This is a genomic window from Rhizobacter koreensis (assembly GCF_013366375.1).
Taxonomy (GTDB): domain Bacteria; phylum Pseudomonadota; class Gammaproteobacteria; order Burkholderiales; family Burkholderiaceae_C; genus Schlegelella_A; species Schlegelella_A koreensis.
In genome coordinates this window covers 139,624-160,872 of record NZ_JABWMJ010000010.1, presented here as the reverse complement: position 1 = coordinate 160,872, position 21,249 = coordinate 139,624, and the positions used below count along the sequence as shown (strand labels likewise).

Here is a 21,249-nt window from a genome sequence, read left to right as displayed (position 1 = left end):
AGCCGCCATTGGGTCCTTTGCAGCCACTGAGGGCCTTCGATCAACGCGCAAGCCCGGATTTTAGGGGGACGAACTTGACGGCTTCGTGCACGGAGCGCCGATACCCTTCGGCATGACGGTCGATGACGGTGAGCACTTGACCGTCGCCGCCGCCGTCGCGCACGGGGGTGACGAGACGGCCGCCCTCGGCGAGCTGGTCGAGCCAGGCCTGCGGCACCGACGCCCCGCCGGCGGCCGCGATGATGGCGTCGTAGGGCGCGTTCGGCGCATGGCCGAGCATGCCGTCGCCGAACACCAGCCTGAGGTTCGGCGGGCGCAGCGGGGCGAGCAGTTCACGCGCCTTGTCGTGGAGGGGCTTGAGTCGCTCGATCGACGTGACCGAACGTGCCAGCGTGCCGAGCAGCGCGGCCTGGTAACCGCAGCCGGTACCGATCTCGAGCACGTTGACGAGGCGCCCGCTGGCCTGCGCGTTGGCGCCGCCGTAGAGCAACTCGATCATGCGAGCCACGACCGACGGCTTGGAAATGGTCTGACCATGCCCGATCGGCAGGCTCGTGTCCTCGTAGGCCTGGGTCACGAGCGCGGCGTCGACGAAGGCGTGACGCGGCACGCGCTCGAATGCCGCCAGCACCGCCTCGTGCCTGATGCCGCCGGCGCGCAGGCGCTGCACCATGCGCGCGCGCACGCCGGCCGAATCGAGGCCCAGGCCGGCGGGCGCGGAACGATGGCGCGCGTCGGCATGCGAATTCGCGACCTGGCGCTGCGGGCGCAGCAGCGGGCGCGCCGCGACGCTCGGACTGCCGGGGAGCTCCGGCAGGCGCGACGACGCGCCGGCGGCGCCGGCGATGCGGTCGAGCCGCAGCGGGAACTTGCGCGCCGGCGTGCCCTCGCCGCTCACCGTGCGCCCTCGGCGGCCCAGTCGCGCCAATGCGGCAGCGTGGCGTGGTCGGTGAGGTCGACGTGCAGCGGCGTGATCGAGACCTGCCCGTTCGCGGTGGCGTGGAAGTCGGTGCCCTCGCCCGCCTCGCGCGCGTTGCCGGCCGGGCCGATCCAGTACAGCAGATCGCCGCGCGGGCTGGTCTGACGGATCACCGGCTCGCTGGCGTGACGGCGGCCGAGCCGCGTGATCGTGCGCGGCAGCGTGTCGGCGTCGGGCCGGTTCGGGATGTTCACGTTCAGCAGCCACGGCGCGAAGCGCGGCGGGTCGCGCAGCACATGCTCGATGACGCTGCGAGCGACGCGGCTCGCGGCCTCGAGCTCGGCCCAGCCCTTGTCGACCTGCGAGAAGGCGATCGCCGGGATGCCGAACAGGAAGCCTTCCATCGCTGCCGCGACGGTGCCCGAGTACAACGTGTCGTCGCCCATGTTGGCGCCGTTGTTGATGCCCGAGACGACGAGGTCGGGACGCTGGTCGAGCATGCCCGAGAGCGCCAGGTGCACGCAGTCGGACGGCGTGCCGTTGATGTAGCGAAAGCCGTTGGCCGCGGTGTAGACCGACAGGCCCCGGTTCAGCGTCAGCGAGTTGGAGGTGCCGCTCGCGTTCTGCTCGGGTGCCACGACGTCGAGGTCGCCGAGTCCTTCGCATGCCTTCACCAGGGCCGCCAGGCCGGGGGCCAGATAGCCGTCGTCGTTCGCCACCAGGATCCGCATCGGACGATTGTAGGGAGCGCTCCCACGCCCTCTGCAGCCTCGGCGCCACGCTTTCGTATGATGCCGACGCTCTTCGTGGAGGTTTCATCATGCAGGCGTGGTTGTGCGAGAACCCGGTCGGTGTCGAGGCGCTGCAGTGGAAGGAACTGCCCACCCCCGAGCCGCAGGCGAACCAGGTGCGGGTGGCGATCAGGGCAGCGAGTCTCAACTTCCCCGATCTGCTAATCGTCCAGAACAAGTACCAGCACAAGCCGCCGCTGCCGTTCGTTCCGGGCAGCGAGTACGCCGGCGTGATCGATGCGGTCGGCAGCGACGTGCGCCACCTGCAGGTCGGGCAGGCGGTCGCCGCGTTCGGCGGCACCGGCGGTTTCGCGACGCACGCCTGCGTCGACGCCCATCTGGTGATGCCGCTGCCGCAGGGCTTCGCGTTCGACGACGCCGCCGCGTTCATCCTGACCTATGGCACGACCCATCACGCCCTGCTCGACCGAGCCGCGCTGAAGGCCGGCGAGACCGTGCTGGTGCTCGGCGCCGCCGGCGGAGTCGGCACCGCCGCGATCCAGATCGCCAAGGCCGCCGACGCCCGCGTGATCGCCGGCGCGTCGAGCGACGAGAAGTGTGCGCTCTGCCGCGAGATCGGTGCCGACGCCAGCATCAACTACGCGAGCGAGAACTTTCGCGAGCGCCTCAGGGAGCTCACCGGCGGCAAGGGCCCCGACGTGATCTACGACCCGGTCGGCGGCGATCTCGCGGAGCCGGCGTTCCGCTCGATCGCCTGGCGCGGCCGCTATCTCGTCGTCGGCTTCGCGCAGGGCAACATCCCCGCCCTGCCGCTCAACCTGCCGCTGCTCAAGGGCGCGTCCATCGTCGGCGTGTTCTGGGGCGACTTCGCACGCCGCGAGCCGAAAGCCAACGCCGCCGCGCTGGCCGAGCTCGCCCGCTGGTACGCCGAAGGCAAGGTCAAGCCGGTGATCGACCGCACCTTGCCGATGCCGCAGCTGCGCGAGGCGTACCAGCGCATGGGCAGTCGGCAGGTGCGCGGCAAGCTGGTGATGACGAACTGAGGCTCGTCGCAGGAAGCGCCTGCCGCGCCGTTTCGAGCGGCGCCGCGCATCGAGACGAGCTCGGCATGCGGGAGGACCGTTGCGGCCGTGCCGGTCGAGCCGTGGCCGCGCGAGCACGCGTTCAGCGTTGTGGCACCACCAACCCCTCGCGAACCGCGACATGCTCCAGTGCCGACTCGAAGATCGAGCGGGCTGTTGCCGTGATTCGGCCCAGGTAGGAGTGAAGCGCGGCATCGCTCGCGTCGAGATGCTCGCACTGCGCGCTGTACGCCTCGAAGTGCGACAGCTTCTGGATGATCTCGGCCAGATGGCGCGGGCATTCGCACGCGATGGTGGTGGAAAGCCCCGCGAAGTCGGCCAGCGCCGCATCGTCGTAGCGCCGCGGGGCCTCGGAGCCGAGGGTGATGGCGACCGGGGGAGCTGCCGGCGAGCCCGAAGCTGCCGATGCGCTTTGCCGAGAACGTGTCGCGACGACTCGGCTCAGGAAGTCTCCGAGGCTCGCGTCGTCAAGAGGCTCGCGAATAAGCGAGATTCCGCACGCCGCGAAGGCTCTCGTGACGGAGCCCGGCGCGAATGAATAGGCTATGGCCGTGTGCCGTGCCCGCAGCGCTTTCGCGGCAGCCTGGACATCCGCCAGCATCGACGCCTGCAGACCGTCGGCGAAGACCAGCAACAGGTCGTGGCGGGCCGCCGCCGCATGGCGTCGGGCGGCGCGCAGCGAGCCGAAGGCTGCCGCCACATGGACCGCCCGATCGGCACGTAGCTGCACCTCCGACCGCTCTACCCGGTGCTCGGCTCCGCGCCCGACCACGGCGAGCTTGCAAGCCGCGCCGGTGCGATGCGCACGAGCGGGCGCGTGAGTCAGCGCGGCCGCATGCGTCGACGCCACGTCCCGCAGCCGCTCGAGGTCGAGCGACGCCAGCGATCCGATCCGGTGCCCGACCAGCGTGAGTTGACGGATCAACGCGAGACGCTGGACATCGGCGGCTGAATACTGCCGGTGGCCGCTCGACGTCGTTGCCGGCGCTGCGACGTTGTATCGACGCTCCCAGATCCGCAGCGTCGCGCCGGGCATCTGGAGCATGCGGGCGACTGCGCCCGTGCGATAGGTCGCAGACGTGGTCGGCTCCGGGTTCGTAGCGCGCGATCGTGGAGCCTTCATGCCTGCAGCGTGAGTCGAATTTGAATCGGATTATCCGACTCGTCGGAGTGAGCTCGCACGCGTGCGGCGGCTCGACGCTCGCAGCGTTCCTATGCTGCGAGCGTGCATTCATCACGCGGAGGCGTCCGGCGCCCCGCTCCTTCACCTTTGCCACTGGAGTTCATATGGCCATCAACACCTCTTCGGCTTCTCTGTCTTCGCCCGCGGCGAGCGGTACCGGGCTCGGCCCCGTCGCCTGGCTGTCGCTCGTCCTGATGATCATCGGCGCGCTGAACTGGGGCCTGGTCGGCGCAGCCAACTTCGATCTCGTCGCCGCGCTGTTCGGGCAAGGCTCGGCCCTCAGCCGAATCGTTTACGCGCTGGTCGGCCTGGCCGGCATCTACGGCATCGCGCTGGCGCTGCGTCTGGGCAAGCGCACCGCGTGAGGTTTGACTAGCGAGCGCCGCACCCGGCCTCGCTTGCTGCATCCGCTGCCGGCGACGTGTCGCCGTGCGGCACGACAACCTGAAAGGAAATGCCATGCAGATCGAACAAGCGCGCGAAAGCACAGAGCGACTCGAGCAACGTGCGGACGACGCGGTGCAAGCGATGCAGCGAGCCAGCGAGGTTCCCGCCGAGCTGCGCGACGCCCTCACGCAGTTGCACCAGCAGGCGCGACAGCTGCGCGACATGGCTCGGCACTCGGGCGATCCTCAGCAGCTGATCGGCGCCGTCGATCGCCTCGAGCAGCTCGGCGACCGTGCCAAGCAGGCGTGCCTTGGCGCCGGTCGGGACACCGACGCAGCCCTGCAGTCGTCGGTCGTTCAGGCGCACGACGAGATCTCGAGCCTCAAGAAGCAGCTGCACTGACGCGGCCGCATCCGCGGGCCACGGCGCGTTCAGGCCAATGCCCGCATCTCACCCCACCCTTCGACCCGCCATGGATTCGATCAACGCGCAGCAGCCCGAGGACAACTACGAGGACGTGAGCGGCGACGCCGCCGTGCAACGGATCAAGGCGACCGTCAGGAAGAGCGATACCTGCTTCTTCTGCACGGCGGTGGGCACGGGCCGTTCGGGCGGCACGCGGCCCATGAGCGTGCAGGATGTCGACGACGAGGGCAACCTCTGGTTCCTGAGCTCGAGCGACAGTCACAAGAACCGCGAAATCGGGCAGCAGCCGGAGGTACGCCTGTTCCTGCAGGGCGCCGAGCACGCCGGGTTCCTCGTTCTCACCGGTACCGCCAGCATCAGCACCGACCGGACGAAGATCAAGCAACTCTGGGAACCCATCCTCCGCACGTGGTTCACGGGTGGTGAAGACGACCCGCGCATCACGGTGATCCGGGTGCAGCCCACGGGCGGCTACTACTGGGACAACAAGCACGGCGCGGTGGTTGCCGGCGCGAAGATGCTGGTCGGAGCCGCGATCGGCAAGACGCTCGACGACTCGATCGAAGGTCGTGTGATGCCCTGACACGGGCGCGTTCCGGCGCGCTGCCGACCCTTGGCCGAGTTCGCCGCGTCCGTGGCTGCCGCCATTCGACGGCGTTAGCAGATACCCGTGCTTCTCAGCGTGCGCGAAGTCTTCTACTCTCCAGTGGAGGTGCTCTCTCGACTGCAACCCACCACCAGGAGTTCGCAATGCTTGGACGTCGTCCGAATCCAGGCAAGCGCCCGCGCATCGCCGTCGCGGCCGCGGGGCTGTGTCTGCTGCTGGCCGCCTGCGGAGGCGGAGGCGGCGGCGATGACGACGACGATCCGCCTCAGGTGCAGCCGAAGACCTGTGCGGAGCTCAACGGCATGACCGTGCCGGCGTCGGCGATCGGCCTGGCCACGACGGGCGCCGTGGTCACGAGCACGCAAGTCGTCGCTGCCGCCGGAACGGGCGCGACGGCGGTCGGCGAGTACTGCCGCGTGCTCGGCGAGATCAACCCGGTCTCGGCCACCGCCCCGAAGATCCGCTTCCAGGTCAACCTGCCGACGACCTGGAACAACAAGGCGATGATGTTCGGCGGGGGCGGCTACAACGGCACCATCGCGACCGGCGCCGGCAACGTCCCGGCAGGCCCGACCGACAAGCCGACGCCGCTCGGGCGCGGCTATGCGACGTTCGGCAGCGACTCCGGCCACCAGGCCGGCCCGGCGGGCAGTCGCGATGGCAGCTTCGGCGCGAACGACGAGGCGCTGCGCAACTTCGGCGGGGAGGCGCTCAAGAAGACGCGCGACGTCGCCGGCGCGCTGATCGCGGCACGCTATGGCACGAAGCCCCAGCGCACCTATTTCGCAGGCGGCTCCACCGGCGGCCGCGAGGCGCTGATCGCGGTCGGCACCTGGCCGCAGGATTTCGACGGCGCGATCGTGCTCTACCCGGCTTGGAACGCGACTGCGCTCAACCTGCACCTCGGGCGTGTGACGCGCGCACTGGCTCAGCCCAATGCGTACCCGAGCCGCGCGCAGCGCAAGGTGGTGTTCGATGCCGCCGTGCAGGCCTGCGACGGTCTCGACAATGTGATGGACGGGCTGATCTCGAACCAGAGCGCCTGCGAGGCACGCTTCGATCCGAGCACCGCGACGCTGAACGGCGCGCCGATCGTCTGCCCCGCCGGGCAGAACAACAGCAACTGCCTGACGCCGCAGATGATCGACGCGCTGAAGCTGTTCGGCCAGTCGACGCTGCTGCCGTACCGACTCGCCAGCGGCGAGAACGTGTCTCCGGGTTACACCGTGTGGGGCACCGACCTCGGCATTCCGACCACCGGCATGAATGCGACCCAGAGCGCGCTGCAGCCGACGGTGCTGACGCTCACCTTCGGCGTGCAGCAGCCTGCCAACCCGATGCCGCCTGCCGTCGACGCGGCGAACACGCCACCGTACGGCAGCACGTTCTGGGATCAGTGGGTCAAGTACTTCGTGACGCGCGATCCCAACGCGAACCCCCTGGCGCTCGACCCGCTCAACCCGGGCGCGTGGCAGCAGCGCATCATCGACCTCGGCGCGATCCAGGATGCGAACCGCACCGACTTCTCGGGTCTGCGCGCCAAGGGCGGGAAGATCCTGATCGCGCACGGGATCCACGACGGCCTGGTGCCCAACCGCGAGTCGCAGCAGCTGATGAGCCGGGTGCGGCAGACGATGGGCAGCGCTGCGGTCGCCGACTTCATGCGCTACTACGAGATCCCCGGCTACAACCACGCGGTCAGCACCCAGTTCAACGCCGCGTGGGACTCGCTCACGACGCTCGAGAACTGGGTCGAGAAGCAGGTTGCTCCGCCGCCCCAGGTCGTCGCCGACACGGCCGCCGTGCCGGGACGGACCCGACCGCTGTGCGAGTACCCGGCGTGGCCGCGCTACAACGGCAGCGGCGACGTCAACTCGGCATCGAGCTTCACCTGCGTCTTGCTGTAAGCCGACGAACCGACGCACGCTGCCGACGCCCCTGCCCGAGAAGCGTGCAGAACACGCGACCGGCAAGCGCACGGAGTCGCGCTGCGCCCGAAGCTGAAGCCGGCGTGCGCGACATCGAGGCGGTGCGCACCCCATGATCCCGGCCGCCCGCGTTCGGGTGCTCGGCCATGGCCACACCGCGGCGCTGCGCGCCATGCTCACGCTGTTCGGAGAGGCGTTCGACGATCGCGAGACCTACTGCGCCCGGCAGCCGGACGATGCCTATCTCGGCCGGCTGCTTTCGAGCGAGCACTTCGTCGCCGTCGCGGCGTTCGACGATGCCGTGTGCGTGGGCGGGCTCGCCGGCTACGTGCTGCCCAAGTTCGAGCAGGCGCGCAGCGAGTTCTACATCTACGACCTTGCCGTCGCCGCGAGACATCGACGGCGCGGTCTCGCGACCGCAATGATCGAGGCGCTCAAGGCGCTCGCGGTCGAGCGGGGCTTCCATGTCATCTTCGTGCAGGCGGATTACGGCGACGATCCCGCGGTCGCGCTCTACGGCAAGCTCGGCGTGCGGGAGGACGTGATGCACTTCGACATCGCGCTCCCGGAGCGGGAACGCTGAGACAGACCAGCCATTCGGCCTCGCGCCACGCCGCTACCGAACACAACCCGCCGCGCGCGACGTCCCCTCGACGAGCACCTCTTCGGCAATCTCGCACGCAGGGTCTGGCGTGACGCCAGCCTCGCGTCGCGATTCGCGTCCCGCGGGCGTCTGTTCGAGGGAATCCGATTCAGGAGCGACCTCGCGGAACTCGACGACCCGCCGCAGGGGTGAAAAGGGCGCGGGTTCGTCGATGTTCTACGGCGTGCGCCTGCGACCGACCCTGGGCCGCGCCGCTCGCACGCTCGCACTCTGCTGAGCGCCATCGGCTGCCTCGGCGATCCTGTCCCGCAACCACTGGTGTCCCGTGTCCTGGTCATTGCGCCGATGCCACACGGCTTGGGTCACAGCCATCGGCGCCGGATAGGGACTCGCGCGCATCACGAGCTCTCTCGTGCGCGTCAGGGCGTGCGCAAGCGACATCGGGACGATGGCCAGCATGTCGCTGTCGCTCAGCAGCGCAGGTATCGCCAGCGAATGCGGCACCGTGATGCGCACGCGAGGGCGCCGGTTGCCGGTACCGATCGCCTCATCCAGCGCATGGCGGTCGAACATTTCCGATTGACGCGCCAAGCCGCGTTCCAGGATGAACCCATCGACGGCTCCCTCTTCCTGACCGCCGACCGAGATCGTCACCAGCGGGTACTTGACCAGGTCCGCGAGCGTGCACGTCCGGTCGGCAGCGGGATGACCCTGGCGCATCACGATCGCTTCCCCCTGCGTGACGAGGGTGCGCGAGCTCAGGCGCGGCGGCACCTGCGAGAAGATGCCGATGGCCAGATCGATTCGGCCGACGTCCATCTGCTCGGCGAGGTCGAGCCGCGTCGACGGCCGAATGACGAGGTCGACGCCCGGCGCTTCGGCCTGCAGCCGGCGCGCGAGCGGTGCGACGATGACCACCGTCACATGGTCGTTCGCGGCGATGACGAAGCGACGAGAGGAGCGCTCGGGCGCGAACGGCTCGATGCCGAGCGTCGACTCGATGCGGCGCAGGGCGTCGCGCAGCTCGGGTGCCATCGCGGTGGCCCGACCCGTCGGCACCATGCCCTTGCCGGTGCGAACGAAAAGCGGGTCACGTACGAGCTCGCGCAAGCGGGCGAGCGCGTGACTGACCGCCGACTGCGTGAGGTTCAGGCGGCGCCCCGCCGTCACGAGATTGCGGTCCTCGTAGACGGCGTCGAAGACCTTCAGCAGGTTGAGGTCGGTGCGGCCGATGCTCATCTCGAGCTCCCACGCTGATGAACGCGATGCATTTTGCTCTTGCAAACGCATCAGTTCCATTCAACTGGCGCGCCCTCGATGATGCCCCGACCTTCCATTGCACACGAGGCGCCCATGGACCCACTGACTCGCCGCGCGTTCACGCGCCTTGCTCTTGCTATTCCTTCTGCCGGATCGATGTCGCTCGCCGCGGCGCAGGGCGCCAGCGGCCCTTCGCGGGTTCTGGTCGGCTACCCCGCCGGCGGCACGCTCGACGCGACCGCGCGCAGGCTGGCCGACGCATGGCGCAAGCAGGGGCGTTCGTACATCGTGGACAACCGGCCCGGCGCGGCCGGCCGGATGGCCAGCAGTCAGCTCAAGCGTGAACGCGCCGACGGCAGCACCCTTCTGTGTACGCACACGTCGGCTCTGACCATCTATCCGCATGTGTATTCGAAGCTCATGTACGACGCCGCGGCCGATTTCGTGCCCATCTCGCCCATCGCCGCCGTCGACTGTGCGTTTGCCGTGAGTGCGGCCGTACCTGCCTCGGTGCGCAGTCTCAAGGACTACGCCGCGTGGGTGAAACAAGCGGCGGGGAACACCTCGTTCGCATCGCCCGCAGCCGGGTCGATGGCGCACTTTCTGGGATACCAGTTCTCGGAGGCTGCCGGACTCAAGCTCCAGCACGTTCCCTATCGCGGCTCGGCGCCTGCGATGCAGGATCTGCTCGGAGGCCAGATTCCCGCGTACTTCGGCTTCGTCGCCGACTTCGTTCCGTATCTCAAGCAAGGCAAGCTGCGCATCCTCGGCGTGACCGGCAGCGGGCGCTCGCGCTTCATGCCCGATGTGCCGACGTTCGCCGAGCAGGGCTTCGCCGGAATCCGCGGCGTCGAGACCTACGGCGTGTTCGCGCCACCCGGAACGCCGGATGCGGTCGTCAAGTCCATCTACGACACCGTGCTCGTTGCAAGCAAGGACGAGGCGCTGCTGGCGGGCTTCGAACAGATCGGCTTCGCGCCGTACACGTTGCCTCCCCAGGAGTACGCACGGCTCATCCAGCGCGAGCGCGATGCCTGGAAACCCATCGTCCAGGCGTCCGGCTTCCGCTCCGAGGAATGACGGTCATATTCAGGGAGATCACATGAACGACGATCGTGAAGCGCTGATTCAGCACAGCATCCCGTTGCTCGACGAAGTGAAGGACATGACGGCAGGTCCGGAGGCGGAACGCTGGCTCAACGAGCGCTACGGCCCCGGGAGCGAGCTGTACGAGACGCTGGCCGACCTGGTGCGCAAAGGCGTGCGCGATGGCTGGGCCGCGACGGTGGAACTCGACGGACCGGCTTACCGCAGGAGCCGCATTGCCGAGCCTTCCGAACGAACCCACCACTTCAGCATCACGGCGGTGTACATGGACAGCACCGACAGCCGGCAGGGCAACCCCGAGGACAGCTATCGGGGGCAGTATCACGCCCATCCATACGGGGAGTTCAACATGGTGGTGGCGTTGCGGCCCGGCGCCGCGCTCGGCGGCCCGAACGGCTGGTGCTACGGCGGCTGGACCGCGCCCGCCCCGGGAAGTCATCACTATCCCGAGGCCAAGGGCGGGCCGGTGATCGCACTGTTCTTCCTGCCCGCCGGTCGCATCGCTTATCACGCGCCGCCGAGCGCCTGAGGACCGACCATGCAAGACACCGCGAGTTGCGTGGATGCAGTGCTGCGGTCCCGCAGGACGACCCGGGCGTTCCGTCCCGATCCACTTTCGGCCGACACCGTGCGCGAGATTCTCGAGGTCGCCTCGACAGCGCCGAGCAACTCGAACACGCAGCCTTGGAGGGTTTACGTCTTGACGGGAGCCCCGATGAAGGCGCTGGGAGAGGCGCTCGTCGAGGCTTTCCGGGAAGACACCCTCCCGCCGTCCGAGCACTTTCCCGACCCGCTCCCGCCATCGTTCGCGACGAGGCAAGGTGATTTCGGCGCGCGCTACTACGACTGCCTCGGCATCGAACGATCCGACGTCCAGGGGCGGGCACGCCAGACCCAGCGGAACTTCGCGTTCTTCGGTGCGCCGGTCGGCCTCATCTTCGGCATCGATGGCCGCCTGCGCCCTCATAGCTGGCTCGACCTCGGGCTGTTCGTCCAGAGCGTCATGATCGCAGCCCAGGCGCGGGGCATCGCCACCTGCCCGCAGGTCTCGTTCGCCCGGTTCCACGCATTGATCGCCCAGCACCTCGACATGCCGGAGCACGAAGTCACCGCGTGCGGGATGTCGATGGGCTACGGCGATGCGGCAGCCGCGGTCAACCAGCTGCAGATGCCTCGCGAGCGCGTGAACGACTTCGCCCGGTTCGTTGGCTTCGCGTAGCCGGTCCTCGAGGCGCCTCCTTCGACGATCGCGCCGGTCGCCGGGAGGGACGACCCGGCCGCGCCCAGAAGCCTCGCCCCGACGTGGGCATGGGGTCGATCGTCGTCCTCGACGCGCCGCGCACGTCACGTCGGCGCTGCGTGCATGTCACGCCTTCGCAGATCGCGCTTGCTGGCGGCCGCACCAGCGGATCGCCTGGGCGAATGCCTGCGTGAGCGGTGCGGGCGTCTCGGGGCCGTGTCGCGTGTAGAGGCCCAGCGACGGCAGCGGAATGACCGGGGACACCCGCACGCGACTCACCGCGGCGCGCGCCAGTTCGTCGCGAGCGTGCTCGAGGCGTGTCGCGCCGAGCAGGTTGCCGTCGGTACGCAGCAGGCTGCCGACGGTCACCGACGAGAGCACCTCGACGGCGGGTTCGGGCGGCTCGAGCCCCTCGTTGAGGAAGGCGGTCATGAACCCCTGGCGGACGAGCGTGTCCTTGGGCGGCACCACCCATGGCAGTGCGTGCAGATCGGCCCAGCGCAGGCGGCGACTTTTCAGGATCGGGTGGCTGGCGCTGCACAGCACGCACAGCTCGTCTTCGAGCATCACCTCGGTGCGCAGCAGGCGCAGCAACTCGCTCGTCAGCAGCTCGGGCGTGATGGCACCGAACACGCAGTCGAGTTCGCCATCGAGCAACCGCTGGATCAGGTCGCGCACACGGCCCTCGTGGATGTGCACCTGCGCGCCCGGCACCTGCTGGCGCAACCTCGCGACCGCGAAGGGAACCGTCGCGGTCACCGACAGGGTGCCCAGGCGCAGCACGCCGGCGGCACCGCTGCGGAGCGCGTCGACCTCCTCCTTGCCGCGCGCCAGCTCGCCAAGGATGACGCGCGCCCGGTACACCGCCGCGAGCCCGAACGCATTGATGGCCAGCCCTTGCGGGCTGCGCTCGAAAAGGCGCGCGCCGAAGCCGACCTCGAGCTCGCCGAGCATCTTGCTGAGCGCGGGCTGGCTCAGGTGCAGGCGGGCCGCGGCGGCCCGCATGGTGCCGGCGTCGGCCAGCGCCACCAGCAGCTCGAGGTGACGCAGGCGCAGCCGGCGCACGAGGTAGTCGGGGCTTCGGTCCATGCTCGGCAGGCCACAGGTCGTGATCGCCCAGCGTGATCACGCCATCAGGATTATCGACTGTTCAGGAATGTCGCCGATGCCTATCGTGCGCGCCATGGCAGTCCTTCCGTCTCATCCGGGCGCCGCCGCTCCCGCACCCGCAGCCCCGCTGGCCGGTGTGAGCGTGCTCGACTTCGGGCAATACATCGCCGGTCCGGGCGCCGCCATGGCGCTCGCCGACCTGGGGGCCAGCGTGATCAAGGTCGAGTCGCTCGGCGGCGACCAGGCGCGCCACATCGGCCGCTATGGCGAGTCGATGATCAGGGCCTACAACCGTGGCAAGCGCTCGATCGCGCTCGACCTCAAGAGCCAGGCCGGACGCGAGATCGCGTGGCGACTGATCGCACGCAGCGACGTCGTGATCCAGAACCTGCGCCCCGGCGTCGTCGAGAAGCTCGGCCTCGGACCGGCCGACGTGCGAGCCCGCCACCCGCGGGTGATCTATCTCTCGATCTCGGGGTTCGGGAGCGCCGGCCCGTCGCGCGATCGGCCGGGCTACGACATCGCCGCGCAGGCCGAGAGCGGGCTGATGACGGTCACCGGCGAGCCCGACCGGCTGCCCCAGAAGGTCGGCGTACCCGTCGTGGACGCGGCCGCCGCACAGCTCGGCGCGCAGGCGGTGCTTGCCGCGCTCTACGGGCGCGAGCGCAGCGGCGTCGGCGAAACGCTCGAGGTCTCGCTGCTGGAGACCGCGCTCAACCTGCAGGCCGCCACGTTCTGCGAGTACCTGGGCGGCGGTCCCGAGCCGACGCGCATCGGCGCGGGGCAGCCGCACAACGCACCGGCGGCGGAAGTGGTGCCGACGAGCGACGGCCACATCGTGCTGTCGGCCTACGCCGAGGATCACTGGCAACGCTTCTGCCGCGTGGTCGGGCGCGAGGAGCTGATCGACGACCCGCGCTTCAGCAGCAACCAGCAGCGGGTGGCCCACCGCGCCGAATTGCGCGAGGTACTCGGCGAATGCTTGTCGAAGTACACCAGCGAGCAGTGTGTGACCCTGCTCGGCAGGAACCAGATCGTGGTCGGCGCGGTGCGGCGCTACCGCGACGTGCTGGCGAGCCCCGACGTCATCGCCAGCGGGATCGTGGTCGACGCGCAGGGGCCCGACGGCGCGCACTACCGTGCCCTGGGCCTGCCTTATCGCATGGGCGATGCGCCGCGGCCGGCTCCCGCGGCGGCGCCGGCCTGCGGCGCCGATGGCGCGGCCGTGCTCGCCGAAGCCGGCTATTCCGATGAAGAAATCGCCGCGCTGCGGCAACGCGGCGTGATCGCCTGAACACCATGACCGATCCGACTACCTCGACCGACACGCCGCGCGACATGGCCGCAGGCGCCATCGTGCAGACGCTGCCCCTGTTCGAGATGATGCGCATGCGCGCCGCGACGACGGCACGGCGCCACCGCACGCTCGGCTTCGCGGCGGCCGACCCCGGGTCGCGGATGCGCTGGGTGAACCAGTTCACCCACACGCACCGCAGACTCGGCCCCGACGACCGCGAGGTGGTGAGCCCCAACAACGACACCGTGTACAGCAACGCCTGGCTCGACCTTTCCGCGGGGCCGGTCGTGATCGACACCCCCGACATGGGCGAGCGCTACTGGACGCTCGGCCTGCTCGACGCCTGGACGAATCCGTTCGCTTACGTGGGCCGCAGAACCACCGGCAACCGCCCACAGCGAACGCTGGTCCACGGGCCCGACTGGCACGGCGACGTCCCGCCCGACGTGTCGCAGGTGATTGCGTCGCCCGGTGACGACGTGTGGATCATCGGCCGCATCCTGGTCGACGAGTCGCCCGGCGACGTCGACGAGGTCCGTGCGCTGCAGGCGCAGATCGCAGCGCGCCGGCTCGACGGCAGCGACGCCGCGATGAGAGTGGACACGCTGCTCGACGGGCGCTCCGCGTCTGCGCCGGAGCCTGCGCTGTACCGCACGATCGTCGATGCGGCCCTCGCCCGCAACCCGGTCCAGGGCGGCGAGCGCTTGCACTGGCCGGTCGACGACGATGTGCTCGCCTCCGAGCTGCCGCGCGTGTTCGAGCAGCTGCGCGAGAGCGAGCAGGCGCACGGGCGCGATCTCGGCAATGGCTGGACCCTTGCGGTCGAGGTGCGCACCCACTGGGGCGACGACGTGCTCACGCGGGCCCGCGTCGCGCGCAACTTCATCGGCGCTCTCGGCATCGACGAGGCGATGTACCCGACGGCCGAGGTCGATGCAGACGGGCAGCCGCTGCACGGCTCGCACGCGTACGAGTTGCGTTTCCCGCCCGGCGGCGGGCCGCGCGTGGGCGCCTTCTGGTCGCTCACGATGTACCGGCGCAGCGACTGCCTGTTCGTCGCGAATCCGCTCGCCCGCTATTCCATCGGCGACCGCACGCCTGGCCTGCGGGCCGAGCCCGACGGCAGCCTGGCGATCCGGCTGCAGGCGCGCGACCCCGGCCCCGGCTCGAACTGGCTGCCGGCGCCGCCCGACGAGCCGTTCTACGTCGTGCTGCGCCTCTACCAGCCGCAAGCCGATCACCTCGAGTTCCGCTACGCCTACCCCGCCCTGCGCCGCGCGTGAGGCGCACCCGAACAGAACCACTGGAGACAGCCATGAATCTCACCCGTCGCCACCTGATCGCTGCCGCCGCCCTGGCGCTTGCGCCACTGTCCGTGCCGGTGGCCGCGCAGTCGTGGCCGGCCCGGCCGATCCGTTTGATCTCGCCGTACAACGCGGGCGGGTCTAGCGACATCCTGACCCGCGTGTTGGCCGAGTTCCTCGCGCCGCGGCTCGGACAGTCCGTCATCGTCGAGAACAAGGCCGGCGCGGGCACGCGCATCGCGAACGACTATGTCGCCAAGGCGCCGCCCGACGGCTACACGGTGCTGCATGCGGCCGCGCCGATCGCGATCGGCGAGGCGCTCTATCCGAACCTGCCGTATGACGTGCGCAAGAACTTCGAGCCCGTCATCAGCACGGCCATTGCACCGCTCTTCCTGGTGGTGAACGCCGACGCCCCTTACAAGACGCTCGCCGAGTTCGTGCAATGGGGCAAGGCCAACCCGAACGGCTTCACGTTCGGCTCGCCGGGCGCGGGGTCGGCGCCGCACCTCACCGCCGAACTGTTCATGCGCGCGGCCGGCGCCAAGGGCCTGGTGGTCCAGTTCAAGGGCGATGCCCCGGCCTACACCGAACTGCTGGCCGGCCGCATCGACGCGACGCTGACCGCCATCTCGACCGCGGTGCCGTTCGTGAAGAGCGGCAAGTTGCGCGTGCTCGCGGTGGCCAACGAGAAGCGTTCGCCGCTCAACCCCGACACGCCGACCTTCGTCGAGTCGGGCCTGCCCAGCGTCGTCGGCTACGGCTGGTACGGCCTCATGGTCCCGGCGGGCACTCCCGGCGCGGTCGTCGACCGGCTGAACGCGGAAGTCAACGCCGCGATCCGCGACCCGGGCGTGCGCCAGAAGGCCGAGGCCGCCGGCTTGCAGCTGCGCGGCGGCTCGGCCGCCGAGTTCCGCGCCTTCATCGACGCCGAAGCGAAGAAGTGGTCGCAGATCATCAAGGCGGCGAACATCCAGGCCGAGTAGCGCCGGCGTCATCCGAGCCCACGCGGCGGCCCCGCCCGACGCTGGCACTACACCGGGCGTTCCCTGCGCGCGAGCGGCGAGTTCGGGACCGTGAGATCGGCTAGGCTCGGGGCCCTTCTCGAAAGGAGCCTCCGATGCGGGGCGGCAGCGCACAAAGACCTTCGCTTCACAAGCATCGTTCGGGCGTTGTCACCGAGGGCACCACGCGCGCGCCGCATTGCGCCTTTCTGCGCGGGACCGGGTACGACGAGGCCGATTTCGACCGGTCGCTGCAGTTCGCGGGGCCGGCGCGCGTGTTCGAGAACCAGGAGGCGTGCATGCCGGCCGTAGCCGCCCGCCGCTTGCAACCCAGCGACGCGCAGCGGGCTGCAGCTGGGCAGTCGCTGCAGGCGAACTCCGCAGGGCGCGTGGCGGTGCGCCGCGGCGCCTGGACGTCGAAGGCACGCGCGGCGGTCGGGCCGCGTCGGCGCGGCAAGCTCGCCCCAGGCGTCGAGAAGATCGGCGCGTGGCGAAGTCCCGAGGCCCTGACGGCGGCGATCGCTTGAAGCTCGCAGCCAACATCTCGCTCCTCTATCGGGAACTGCCGATGCTCGAACGCATCGGTGCCGCCGCACGCGACGGCTTCGATGGGGTCGAGATCCTGTTCCCCTACGACCTCGACCCGGCCGCGCTGCGCAGGGCCCTTTCCGACGCGGCGCTGCCGCTGGTGCTGATCAACACGCCGCTCGGGGCTGCCGGCGAGCCCGGGCTCGCCGCGGTTCCCGACCAGCGCGCCGCGTTCCGCGACGGCCTGCAGCGCGCGCTCGACATCGCCGTTGCGACCGGCTGCCCGACGCTCCACACCATGGCTGGCCGGCCCCCTGCCGATGCCGACCCGACCCGGCGCCTGGCGGTGCTCGTCGACAATCTGCGCTGGGCCGCGCCGTTGGCGCGCGCGGCCGGGGTGGTGCTCACGCTGGAGGCGCTGAACCGGCACGACGTGCCGGGGTACGCCTACCACCAGCCGTCCGAGGCCGTGGACGTGCTGCGACAGCTGGGCGGTGACGATGTGCGCCTGCAGTTCGACCTCTACCACGTTGCGCGCGAAGGCCTCGACCTGACGCGCGAGCTCGAGGCCGCGCGGCCCTGGATCCGTCACGTGCAGGTCGCCGATGCGCCCGCGCGCTCGGCGCCGGACCTCTCGAAACCCGCCGTGCGTCAGGCGTTCGAGGCATTGCTCGCGTGGCCCTACCGCTCGTGGGTCGGTTTCGAGTACAACCCGGGCGGCGGCACGGCCGCGAGCCTCGGCTGGCGCGAACCGCTGCGCCAGCTCATCGCCTCACGATCCGCGACGGCATGACCGCCCGACGAGACCGACCGCGCGCGACGGCGGACGCGTGGCGTCATGGCTCACGCGGCAGGCGCCGCCGCCATCGCATGAGCGAGCCGCACGGTCGAACGAGCTGCAAGGCGGCCCGTCCCGAGTTCCACACCACTCACCAGGAGACTCCCATGTCCAACCGTCGCCAGTTCGTGCAACGCAGCGCCGCGGCCCTCGCGCTGCCCGCCCTGTTCGCGGGGCGAGCCGCCGAAGCGCAGAGCGTCGACGTCCTGAAGATCGTCACCGGCTTCGCGGCCGGCGGCACCTCCGACACGGTGTGCCGTCGCCTCGCCGACGCCCTGCGGGGCACGTACGCGAAGACCGCGCTGGTCGAGAACAAGACCGGGGCCGGCGGCCAGATCGCGATCCAGTCCATGAAGACCGTACCGGCCGACGGCACGACGCTGCTGCAGACCCCGGCTTCGATGCTGACCACCTATCCGTTCATCTACAACAAGCTGCAGTACGACCCGGTCAAGGACCTGACGCCGGTCTCGCTGGCGTGCGTGTTCGAGTTCGGGCTCGCCGTCGGCCCGCTGGTGCCGACGACGGTGACGACGGTCCCCGAGTTCCTCGCGTGGGCCAAGGCGCACCCGGAGCACGCGAGCTTCGGGTCGCCGGCGGCCGGCTCGACGCCGCACTTCACCGGCGAGATGCTCAGCCGCGCCGGCGGCGCGAACCTGCGTCACGTGCCGTATCGCGGCACCCAGCCAGCGATGCTCGAGCTGAGCGGCGGCCAGATCGCGGCCGTCTCGGGGCCGATCGGCGACCTGCTGCCGCATACCGGCAGCAACGGCAAGGCCCGTCTGCTCGGCGTCTCGGGCGCGAAGCGGAGCCGCTTCGCGCCGCAGGTGCCGACGTACGACGAGCAGGGCCTGAAGGACATCGTCACCGACGAGTGGTTCGCGCTCTACCTGCCGGGCGGCGCGACGCCCGAGGTCGTGCAGCGCATGAACGCCGCGGTGCGCGTCGCCCTGGCCAAGCGCGAGGTCGTCGACGGCCTCGCCGTGATGGGACTCGAAGCGCGCTCCTCGAGCGCCGCCGAGCTGGCCGCCCTGCAGCAGCGCGACACCGCGCGCTGGGGACCGATCGTCAAGGCGGTCGGCTTCAAGGCCGAGTGAGGCGACGCCTCGGCGAGGGGCGACCGCGGTTCGTGTCGGCGTGGCGATGAGCCGATGGCCGTTGGTTCGAACGCGACGGGCGGCGCGGACCTCGCTGGCACGGCGCGGTTCGGGGCCTCGACGCCGGGCGGTCACGCGCGGCGCTGGCCGCGTGCGGCGTGCTCGGCAGAACCCGCGTGCGCGCTGTGGCGGGTGCCTGCGCGCTGCCGATGCGCGCCGGGCGCCGGCGATTCCACCAGCCGCCGCAGCCGACCGGCGTCGAGCAAACGCATGATCCCGTAGTCGACGGCCAGCAGCCTGGCCTCGCGCAGCTCCCTCAAGGCACGGTTGCAGCTCTGACGCGAGACGCCAGCGATGTAGGCGAGCTCCTCCTGCGAGATTCGCAGTTCGGTCAGCCGGCACATGCAGGCGGCGGGCTGGAACAGCCCGACGAGAGCGCGGGCCACGCGCGCGTGCGAATCGTGGGTGCGATTGGCGTAGCAGTGGCCCATGAACCAGTGCAGGCGCTCGCTCAGGAGCGTCATGATGAAGCGGCTGAACGCGAAGTCGGCCTGCAGCAGCTGGAAGAAGACGTCGGCGGGCAGCATGACGATGCGGCTCGCCCGCAGCGCGACGGCATCCACGGAGAACGGCGCCTCGCGCAACAGCGTCGCCTCGCCGAACCACCCGCCCGGCGCGAGACCCGTGAACGTCACGCCGCGCCCCTCGGTGTCGACCGACGCCAGCTTGATCAGCCCGTCGAGCACGCCGCACCAGCCGTGGGGAACCTCGCCCTGGTGAGACACGGCCTCGCCGGTCGCCACCGAGAACTCGCGCAGCGCGTTGCGCACCGCCTGCCGGCTGTCCGGCGCCAGGATCGGGAACCAGCCGGAGCCCTCCAGCAGTTCGCCAAGGGAGAGGCCTGGATCGTGCGGGGAACTCGGCACCGTGGAATCTCCGGGCTCGATTGTCCCGAGCGGGCGGGGGCCGCCCGGTCTGGAAAACCCTGCGGCCGATTGTCTCGGCTTCGACAGTCTCGGTGCGCGCTGCCGCGGATCATCGCCCCATGCATCGACGCACGAGCCGATTCGAGGGAGAGGTCGCCGTCGTGACCGGTGCCGCCAGCGGCATCGGCCAGGCGACCGCGGTGCTGCTCGCAAGCGAAGGCGCCGACCTCGTGCTGGTCGACGTGGCCGATACCGAGCAGACGCAGGCGCTGGTGGCGGAGGCCGGCACGCGGGCGGTCTCGTGCCTCGGCGATGTCGCCGACCCGGGCACTGCCGAACGTGCGCGCGAGAGCGCCCGCAGCCACTTCGGCGTCGCGACTGTCCTCGTGAACGTCGCCGGCCTGCCCGACATCGCTCCCGAGGCCGGCATCGAGTGCGTGGATCTCGAACGCTGGCAGCGCGTGCTCGCGGTCAACCTGACCGGCCCGTTCCTCATGGCCCGGGCGCTGCTGCCCGGCATGCGGCAGGCGGGCCGGGGCGCGATCGTCAACGTGTCGTCCATGGCGGGAAGGCTCTACAGCCTGAACGCGACGCCTGCGTACACCAGCAGCAAGGCCGGCCTGCTCGGGCTGACCCGCCATCTGGCATCCGACTACGGCATGCACGGCATTCGCGTCAACGCGATCTGTCCCGGCAGCGTCGACACGCCGATGCTGCGCGGCAGCCTGGGCGGCCCCGCGGACGGGGTCGCCGGCGACGCCGCGACCTCCCGGCGCCGCGACCGCGTCGCGGCGGTCCGCTCCATGACCGCGCTCGGCCGCATGGCGACCGCGCGCGAGCAGGCCCTCGCGATCGCCTTCCTTGCGTCGTCGGACGCCGCTTTCGTCACCGGCGTCGCCCTCGACACGAACGGCGGCTTCTACATGGCCTGAGACCGCCGACCGACGTCCGGTCCAGTCGCCCCTCCAGGAGCCTTCGCATGAATCCCGTCCAGCCCGCCGACTTCGCCGAATACGCCGCCGCGACCGTCTACGAGGCCGCCGGCAAGGCGGGCGAGATGGCGCCGCACATCCGTCCGGTCGGCGACGCCCACCGGCTGCTCGGCCGCGCCTTCACGGTGCGCTGCTGGCCGAGCGACGGGCTCGCCTTCATGCGCGCGGTCGAGATGGCGGCACCCGGCGACGTCCTGGTGATCGACGGCGGCGGCACCGACCGCAGCACGGTGTGGGGCGGCAGTGCGACCATCCGCGCCAAGTACCGCGGTCTCGCGGGCGTGGTCACCAACGGCGCCGTGCGCGACGTCGCGACGATCCGGGAACTGGGCTTTCCGGTCTGGGCGGCCGGCATCTGCGTGCGCGGCGGCGTCGCGAACCACCCGGGCTGGCACAACGGCGTGGTCTCGGTGGGGGACGTCGCGGTCGCTGCCGGCGACATCGTCGTCGCCGACATCGATGGCGTGGTCGTCGTCCCTGCGGGGGCAGCCGCCGAGGTGCTCGAGAAGACGCGTGCGCAGCACGCCAAGGAGCGCGGCGCCGACGAGCGCCTGCGCAACGGCGGCTCCTACGACGACGTGCTGCGCTGGTACCAGGCGCTGTCGAAGCCGGACTCCTGACCGACACCGGCCGCCTTCGGCGCTCACGTTCCCGCCCA

Annotated in this window: 23 protein-coding genes; 17 read left to right on the top strand and 6 right to left on the bottom strand. The window is 70.4% G+C overall.

The window, feature by feature from the left end; all coding sequences use genetic code 11:
* Nucleotides 1-40 precede the first annotated feature (40 nt).
* The gene (locus HQN59_RS19865; RefSeq protein ID WP_425342750.1) at nucleotides 41-898 is read right to left on the bottom strand and encodes a protein-L-isoaspartate(D-aspartate) O-methyltransferase; all 858 of its coding nucleotides are present in this window, start codon (nucleotides 896-898) and stop codon (nucleotides 41-43) included.
* A complete protein-coding gene (gene surE / locus HQN59_RS19860; RefSeq protein ID WP_176070863.1) occupies nucleotides 895-1,650 on the bottom strand; it encodes a 5'/3'-nucleotidase SurE in 756 nt (251 codons plus the stop codon). The genes HQN59_RS19865 and surE overlap by 4 nt, the downstream gene beginning before the upstream one ends.
* 89 nt (nucleotides 1,651-1,739) lie before the next feature.
* Between surE and HQN59_RS19855 the strand changes: the two genes are divergently transcribed.
* Nucleotides 1,740-2,714: an NADPH:quinone oxidoreductase family protein gene (locus HQN59_RS19855; RefSeq protein ID WP_176070862.1), complete on the top strand. Its 975-nt coding sequence runs from the start codon at nucleotides 1,740-1,742 to the stop codon at nucleotides 2,712-2,714.
* Nucleotides 2,715-2,835: 121 nt separating this feature from the next.
* On the opposite strand, the gene HQN59_RS19850 is transcribed toward HQN59_RS19855, so the two are convergent.
* Nucleotides 2,836-3,876 carry a MerR family transcriptional regulator gene (locus HQN59_RS19850; RefSeq protein ID WP_259372754.1) on the bottom strand — a complete coding sequence of 347 codons (1,041 nt, stop codon included), beginning with the start codon at nucleotides 3,874-3,876 and terminating at the stop codon, nucleotides 2,836-2,838.
* 164 nt (nucleotides 3,877-4,040) lie between these two features.
* Here HQN59_RS19850 and HQN59_RS19845 point away from each other — a divergent pair, with 164 nt between their 5' ends.
* The 5 genes from HQN59_RS19845 (at nucleotide 4,041) to HQN59_RS19825 (ending at nucleotide 7,867) form a co-directional block, all read left to right on the top strand.
* A complete protein-coding gene (locus HQN59_RS19845) occupies nucleotides 4,041-4,301 on the top strand; it encodes a DUF378 domain-containing protein (protein WP_176070860.1) in 261 nt (86 codons plus the stop codon).
* A gap of 94 nt (nucleotides 4,302-4,395) precedes the next feature.
* A complete protein-coding gene (locus HQN59_RS19840; RefSeq protein WP_176070859.1) occupies nucleotides 4,396-4,725 on the top strand; it encodes a hypothetical protein in 330 nt (109 codons plus the stop codon).
* Nucleotides 4,726-4,795: 70 nt separating this feature from the next.
* The gene (locus tag HQN59_RS19835) at nucleotides 4,796-5,332 is read left to right on the top strand and encodes a pyridoxamine 5'-phosphate oxidase family protein (RefSeq protein ID WP_176070858.1); all 537 of its coding nucleotides are present in this window, start codon (nucleotides 4,796-4,798) and stop codon (nucleotides 5,330-5,332) included.
* A 167-nt stretch (nucleotides 5,333-5,499) separates the two neighbouring features.
* Nucleotides 5,500-7,263, top strand: coding sequence for a tannase/feruloyl esterase family alpha/beta hydrolase (locus HQN59_RS19830; RefSeq protein WP_176070857.1), 1,764 nt, complete (start codon nucleotides 5,500-5,502; stop codon nucleotides 7,261-7,263).
* Nucleotides 7,264-7,396: 133 nt separating this feature from the next.
* Nucleotides 7,397-7,867: an AAC(3)-I family aminoglycoside N-acetyltransferase gene (locus HQN59_RS19825; RefSeq protein ID WP_176070856.1), complete on the top strand. Its 471-nt coding sequence runs from the start codon at nucleotides 7,397-7,399 to the stop codon at nucleotides 7,865-7,867.
* Between the two features lie 237 nt (nucleotides 7,868-8,104).
* Here the strand turns inward: HQN59_RS19825 and HQN59_RS19820 are convergent, their stop codons facing one another.
* Nucleotides 8,105-9,127 (bottom strand): LysR family transcriptional regulator, encoded by a 1,023-nt coding sequence (locus tag HQN59_RS19820; RefSeq protein WP_176070855.1) that lies wholly within the window; start codon nucleotides 9,125-9,127, stop codon nucleotides 8,105-8,107.
* Nucleotides 9,128-9,160: 33 nt separating this feature from the next.
* Between HQN59_RS19820 and HQN59_RS19815 the strand changes: the two genes are divergently transcribed.
* Genes HQN59_RS19815 through HQN59_RS19805 form a run of 3 tightly spaced genes read left to right on the top strand, consistent with a single transcriptional unit; the run spans nucleotide 9,161 to nucleotide 11,474 of the window.
* Nucleotides 9,161-10,228 (top strand): tripartite tricarboxylate transporter substrate-binding protein, encoded by a 1,068-nt coding sequence (locus HQN59_RS19815; RefSeq protein WP_246295042.1) that lies wholly within the window; start codon nucleotides 9,161-9,163, stop codon nucleotides 10,226-10,228.
* A gap of 22 nt (nucleotides 10,229-10,250) precedes the next feature.
* Nucleotides 10,251-10,784, top strand: a complete 534-nt coding sequence (locus tag HQN59_RS19810) for a 4-hydroxylaminobenzoate lyase (protein WP_176070854.1) — start codon at nucleotides 10,251-10,253, stop codon at nucleotides 10,782-10,784.
* A gap of 9 nt (nucleotides 10,785-10,793) precedes the next feature.
* Nucleotides 10,794-11,474, top strand: a complete 681-nt coding sequence (locus HQN59_RS19805; RefSeq protein ID WP_176070853.1) for a nitroreductase — start codon at nucleotides 10,794-10,796, stop codon at nucleotides 11,472-11,474.
* A gap of 147 nt (nucleotides 11,475-11,621) precedes the next feature.
* On the opposite strand, the gene HQN59_RS19800 is transcribed toward HQN59_RS19805, so the two are convergent.
* Nucleotides 11,622-12,584: a LysR family transcriptional regulator gene (locus tag HQN59_RS19800; RefSeq protein WP_176070852.1), complete on the bottom strand. Its 963-nt coding sequence runs from the start codon at nucleotides 12,582-12,584 to the stop codon at nucleotides 11,622-11,624.
* A gap of 94 nt (nucleotides 12,585-12,678) precedes the next feature.
* Here HQN59_RS19800 and HQN59_RS19795 point away from each other — a divergent pair, with 94 nt between their 5' ends.
* The 6 genes from HQN59_RS19795 (at nucleotide 12,679) to HQN59_RS19770 (ending at nucleotide 18,673) form a co-directional block, all read left to right on the top strand.
* Complete coding sequence (locus tag HQN59_RS19795; RefSeq protein ID WP_176070851.1) at nucleotides 12,679-13,899, top strand: CaiB/BaiF CoA transferase family protein; 1,221 nt, start codon at nucleotides 12,679-12,681, stop codon at nucleotides 13,897-13,899.
* 5 nt (nucleotides 13,900-13,904) lie between these two features.
* Entirely contained in the window at nucleotides 13,905-15,185 is a 1,281-nt protein-coding gene (locus HQN59_RS19790; RefSeq protein WP_176070850.1) for a DUF1254 domain-containing protein, read from the top strand.
* Between the two features lie 32 nt (nucleotides 15,186-15,217).
* A complete protein-coding gene (locus tag HQN59_RS19785; RefSeq protein ID WP_176070849.1) occupies nucleotides 15,218-16,192 on the top strand; it encodes a Bug family tripartite tricarboxylate transporter substrate binding protein in 975 nt (324 codons plus the stop codon).
* 134 nt (nucleotides 16,193-16,326) lie between these two features.
* The gene (locus HQN59_RS19780; protein WP_176070748.1) at nucleotides 16,327-16,737 is read left to right on the top strand and encodes a hypothetical protein; all 411 of its coding nucleotides are present in this window, start codon (nucleotides 16,327-16,329) and stop codon (nucleotides 16,735-16,737) included.
* Nucleotides 16,734-17,531 (top strand): hydroxypyruvate isomerase family protein, encoded by a 798-nt coding sequence (locus HQN59_RS19775; protein ID WP_176070848.1) that lies wholly within the window; start codon nucleotides 16,734-16,736, stop codon nucleotides 17,529-17,531. Before HQN59_RS19780 ends, HQN59_RS19775 begins: the two co-directional genes overlap by 4 nt.
* 152 nt (nucleotides 17,532-17,683) lie before the next feature.
* Complete coding sequence (locus tag HQN59_RS19770) at nucleotides 17,684-18,673, top strand: Bug family tripartite tricarboxylate transporter substrate binding protein (protein ID WP_176070847.1); 990 nt, start codon at nucleotides 17,684-17,686, stop codon at nucleotides 18,671-18,673.
* A gap of 131 nt (nucleotides 18,674-18,804) precedes the next feature.
* Here the strand turns inward: HQN59_RS19770 and HQN59_RS19765 are convergent, their stop codons facing one another.
* A complete protein-coding gene (locus tag HQN59_RS19765; RefSeq protein WP_176070846.1) occupies nucleotides 18,805-19,599 on the bottom strand; it encodes a cyclic nucleotide-binding domain-containing protein in 795 nt (264 codons plus the stop codon).
* 119 nt (nucleotides 19,600-19,718) lie between these two features.
* Here HQN59_RS19765 and HQN59_RS19760 point away from each other — a divergent pair, with 119 nt between their 5' ends.
* Nucleotides 19,719-20,531, top strand: coding sequence for an SDR family NAD(P)-dependent oxidoreductase (locus tag HQN59_RS19760; protein WP_176070845.1), 813 nt, complete (start codon nucleotides 19,719-19,721; stop codon nucleotides 20,529-20,531).
* A 47-nt stretch (nucleotides 20,532-20,578) separates the two neighbouring features.
* Nucleotides 20,579-21,211 (top strand): RraA family protein, encoded by a 633-nt coding sequence (locus tag HQN59_RS19755; protein WP_176070844.1) that lies wholly within the window; start codon nucleotides 20,579-20,581, stop codon nucleotides 21,209-21,211.
* Nucleotides 21,212-21,249 lie beyond the last annotated feature (38 nt).

Excerpts from the sequence above, each read along its gene's own strand:
- HQN59_RS19785 (WP_176070849.1), top strand. The coding sequence starts at position 15,218 with ATGAATCTCACCCGTCGCCACCTGATCGCTGCCGCCGCCCTGGCGCTT.
- HQN59_RS19835 (WP_176070858.1), top strand. The coding sequence starts at position 4,796 with ATGGATTCGATCAACGCGCAGCAGCCCGAGGACAACTACGAGGACGTG.
- HQN59_RS19820 (WP_176070855.1), bottom strand. The coding sequence starts at position 9,127 with ATGAGCATCGGCCGCACCGACCTCAACCTGCTGAAGGTCTTCGACGCC.
- HQN59_RS19780 (WP_176070748.1), top strand. The coding sequence starts at position 16,327 with ATGCGGGGCGGCAGCGCACAAAGACCTTCGCTTCACAAGCATCGTTCG.
- HQN59_RS19825 (WP_176070856.1), top strand. The coding sequence starts at position 7,397 with ATGATCCCGGCCGCCCGCGTTCGGGTGCTCGGCCATGGCCACACCGCG.
- surE (WP_176070863.1), bottom strand. The coding sequence starts at position 1,650 with ATGCGGATCCTGGTGGCGAACGACGACGGCTATCTGGCCCCCGGCCTG.
- HQN59_RS19845 (WP_176070860.1), top strand. The coding sequence starts at position 4,041 with ATGGCCATCAACACCTCTTCGGCTTCTCTGTCTTCGCCCGCGGCGAGC.
- HQN59_RS19855 (WP_176070862.1), top strand. The coding sequence starts at position 1,740 with ATGCAGGCGTGGTTGTGCGAGAACCCGGTCGGTGTCGAGGCGCTGCAG.
- HQN59_RS19805 (WP_176070853.1), top strand. The coding sequence starts at position 10,794 with ATGCAAGACACCGCGAGTTGCGTGGATGCAGTGCTGCGGTCCCGCAGG.
- HQN59_RS19800 (WP_176070852.1), bottom strand. The coding sequence starts at position 12,584 with ATGGACCGAAGCCCCGACTACCTCGTGCGCCGGCTGCGCCTGCGTCAC.
- HQN59_RS19795 (WP_176070851.1), top strand. The coding sequence starts at position 12,679 with ATGGCAGTCCTTCCGTCTCATCCGGGCGCCGCCGCTCCCGCACCCGCA.
- HQN59_RS19830 (WP_176070857.1), top strand. The coding sequence starts at position 5,500 with ATGCTTGGACGTCGTCCGAATCCAGGCAAGCGCCCGCGCATCGCCGTC.
- HQN59_RS19760 (WP_176070845.1), top strand. The coding sequence starts at position 19,719 with ATGCATCGACGCACGAGCCGATTCGAGGGAGAGGTCGCCGTCGTGACC.
- HQN59_RS19840 (WP_176070859.1), top strand. The coding sequence starts at position 4,396 with ATGCAGATCGAACAAGCGCGCGAAAGCACAGAGCGACTCGAGCAACGT.
- HQN59_RS19755 (WP_176070844.1), top strand. The coding sequence starts at position 20,579 with ATGAATCCCGTCCAGCCCGCCGACTTCGCCGAATACGCCGCCGCGACC.
- HQN59_RS19850 (WP_259372754.1), bottom strand. The coding sequence starts at position 3,876 with ATGAAGGCTCCACGATCGCGCGCTACGAACCCGGAGCCGACCACGTCT.
- HQN59_RS19770 (WP_176070847.1), top strand. The coding sequence starts at position 17,684 with ATGTCCAACCGTCGCCAGTTCGTGCAACGCAGCGCCGCGGCCCTCGCG.
- HQN59_RS19790 (WP_176070850.1), top strand. The coding sequence starts at position 13,905 with ATGACCGATCCGACTACCTCGACCGACACGCCGCGCGACATGGCCGCA.
- HQN59_RS19810 (WP_176070854.1), top strand. The coding sequence starts at position 10,251 with ATGAACGACGATCGTGAAGCGCTGATTCAGCACAGCATCCCGTTGCTC.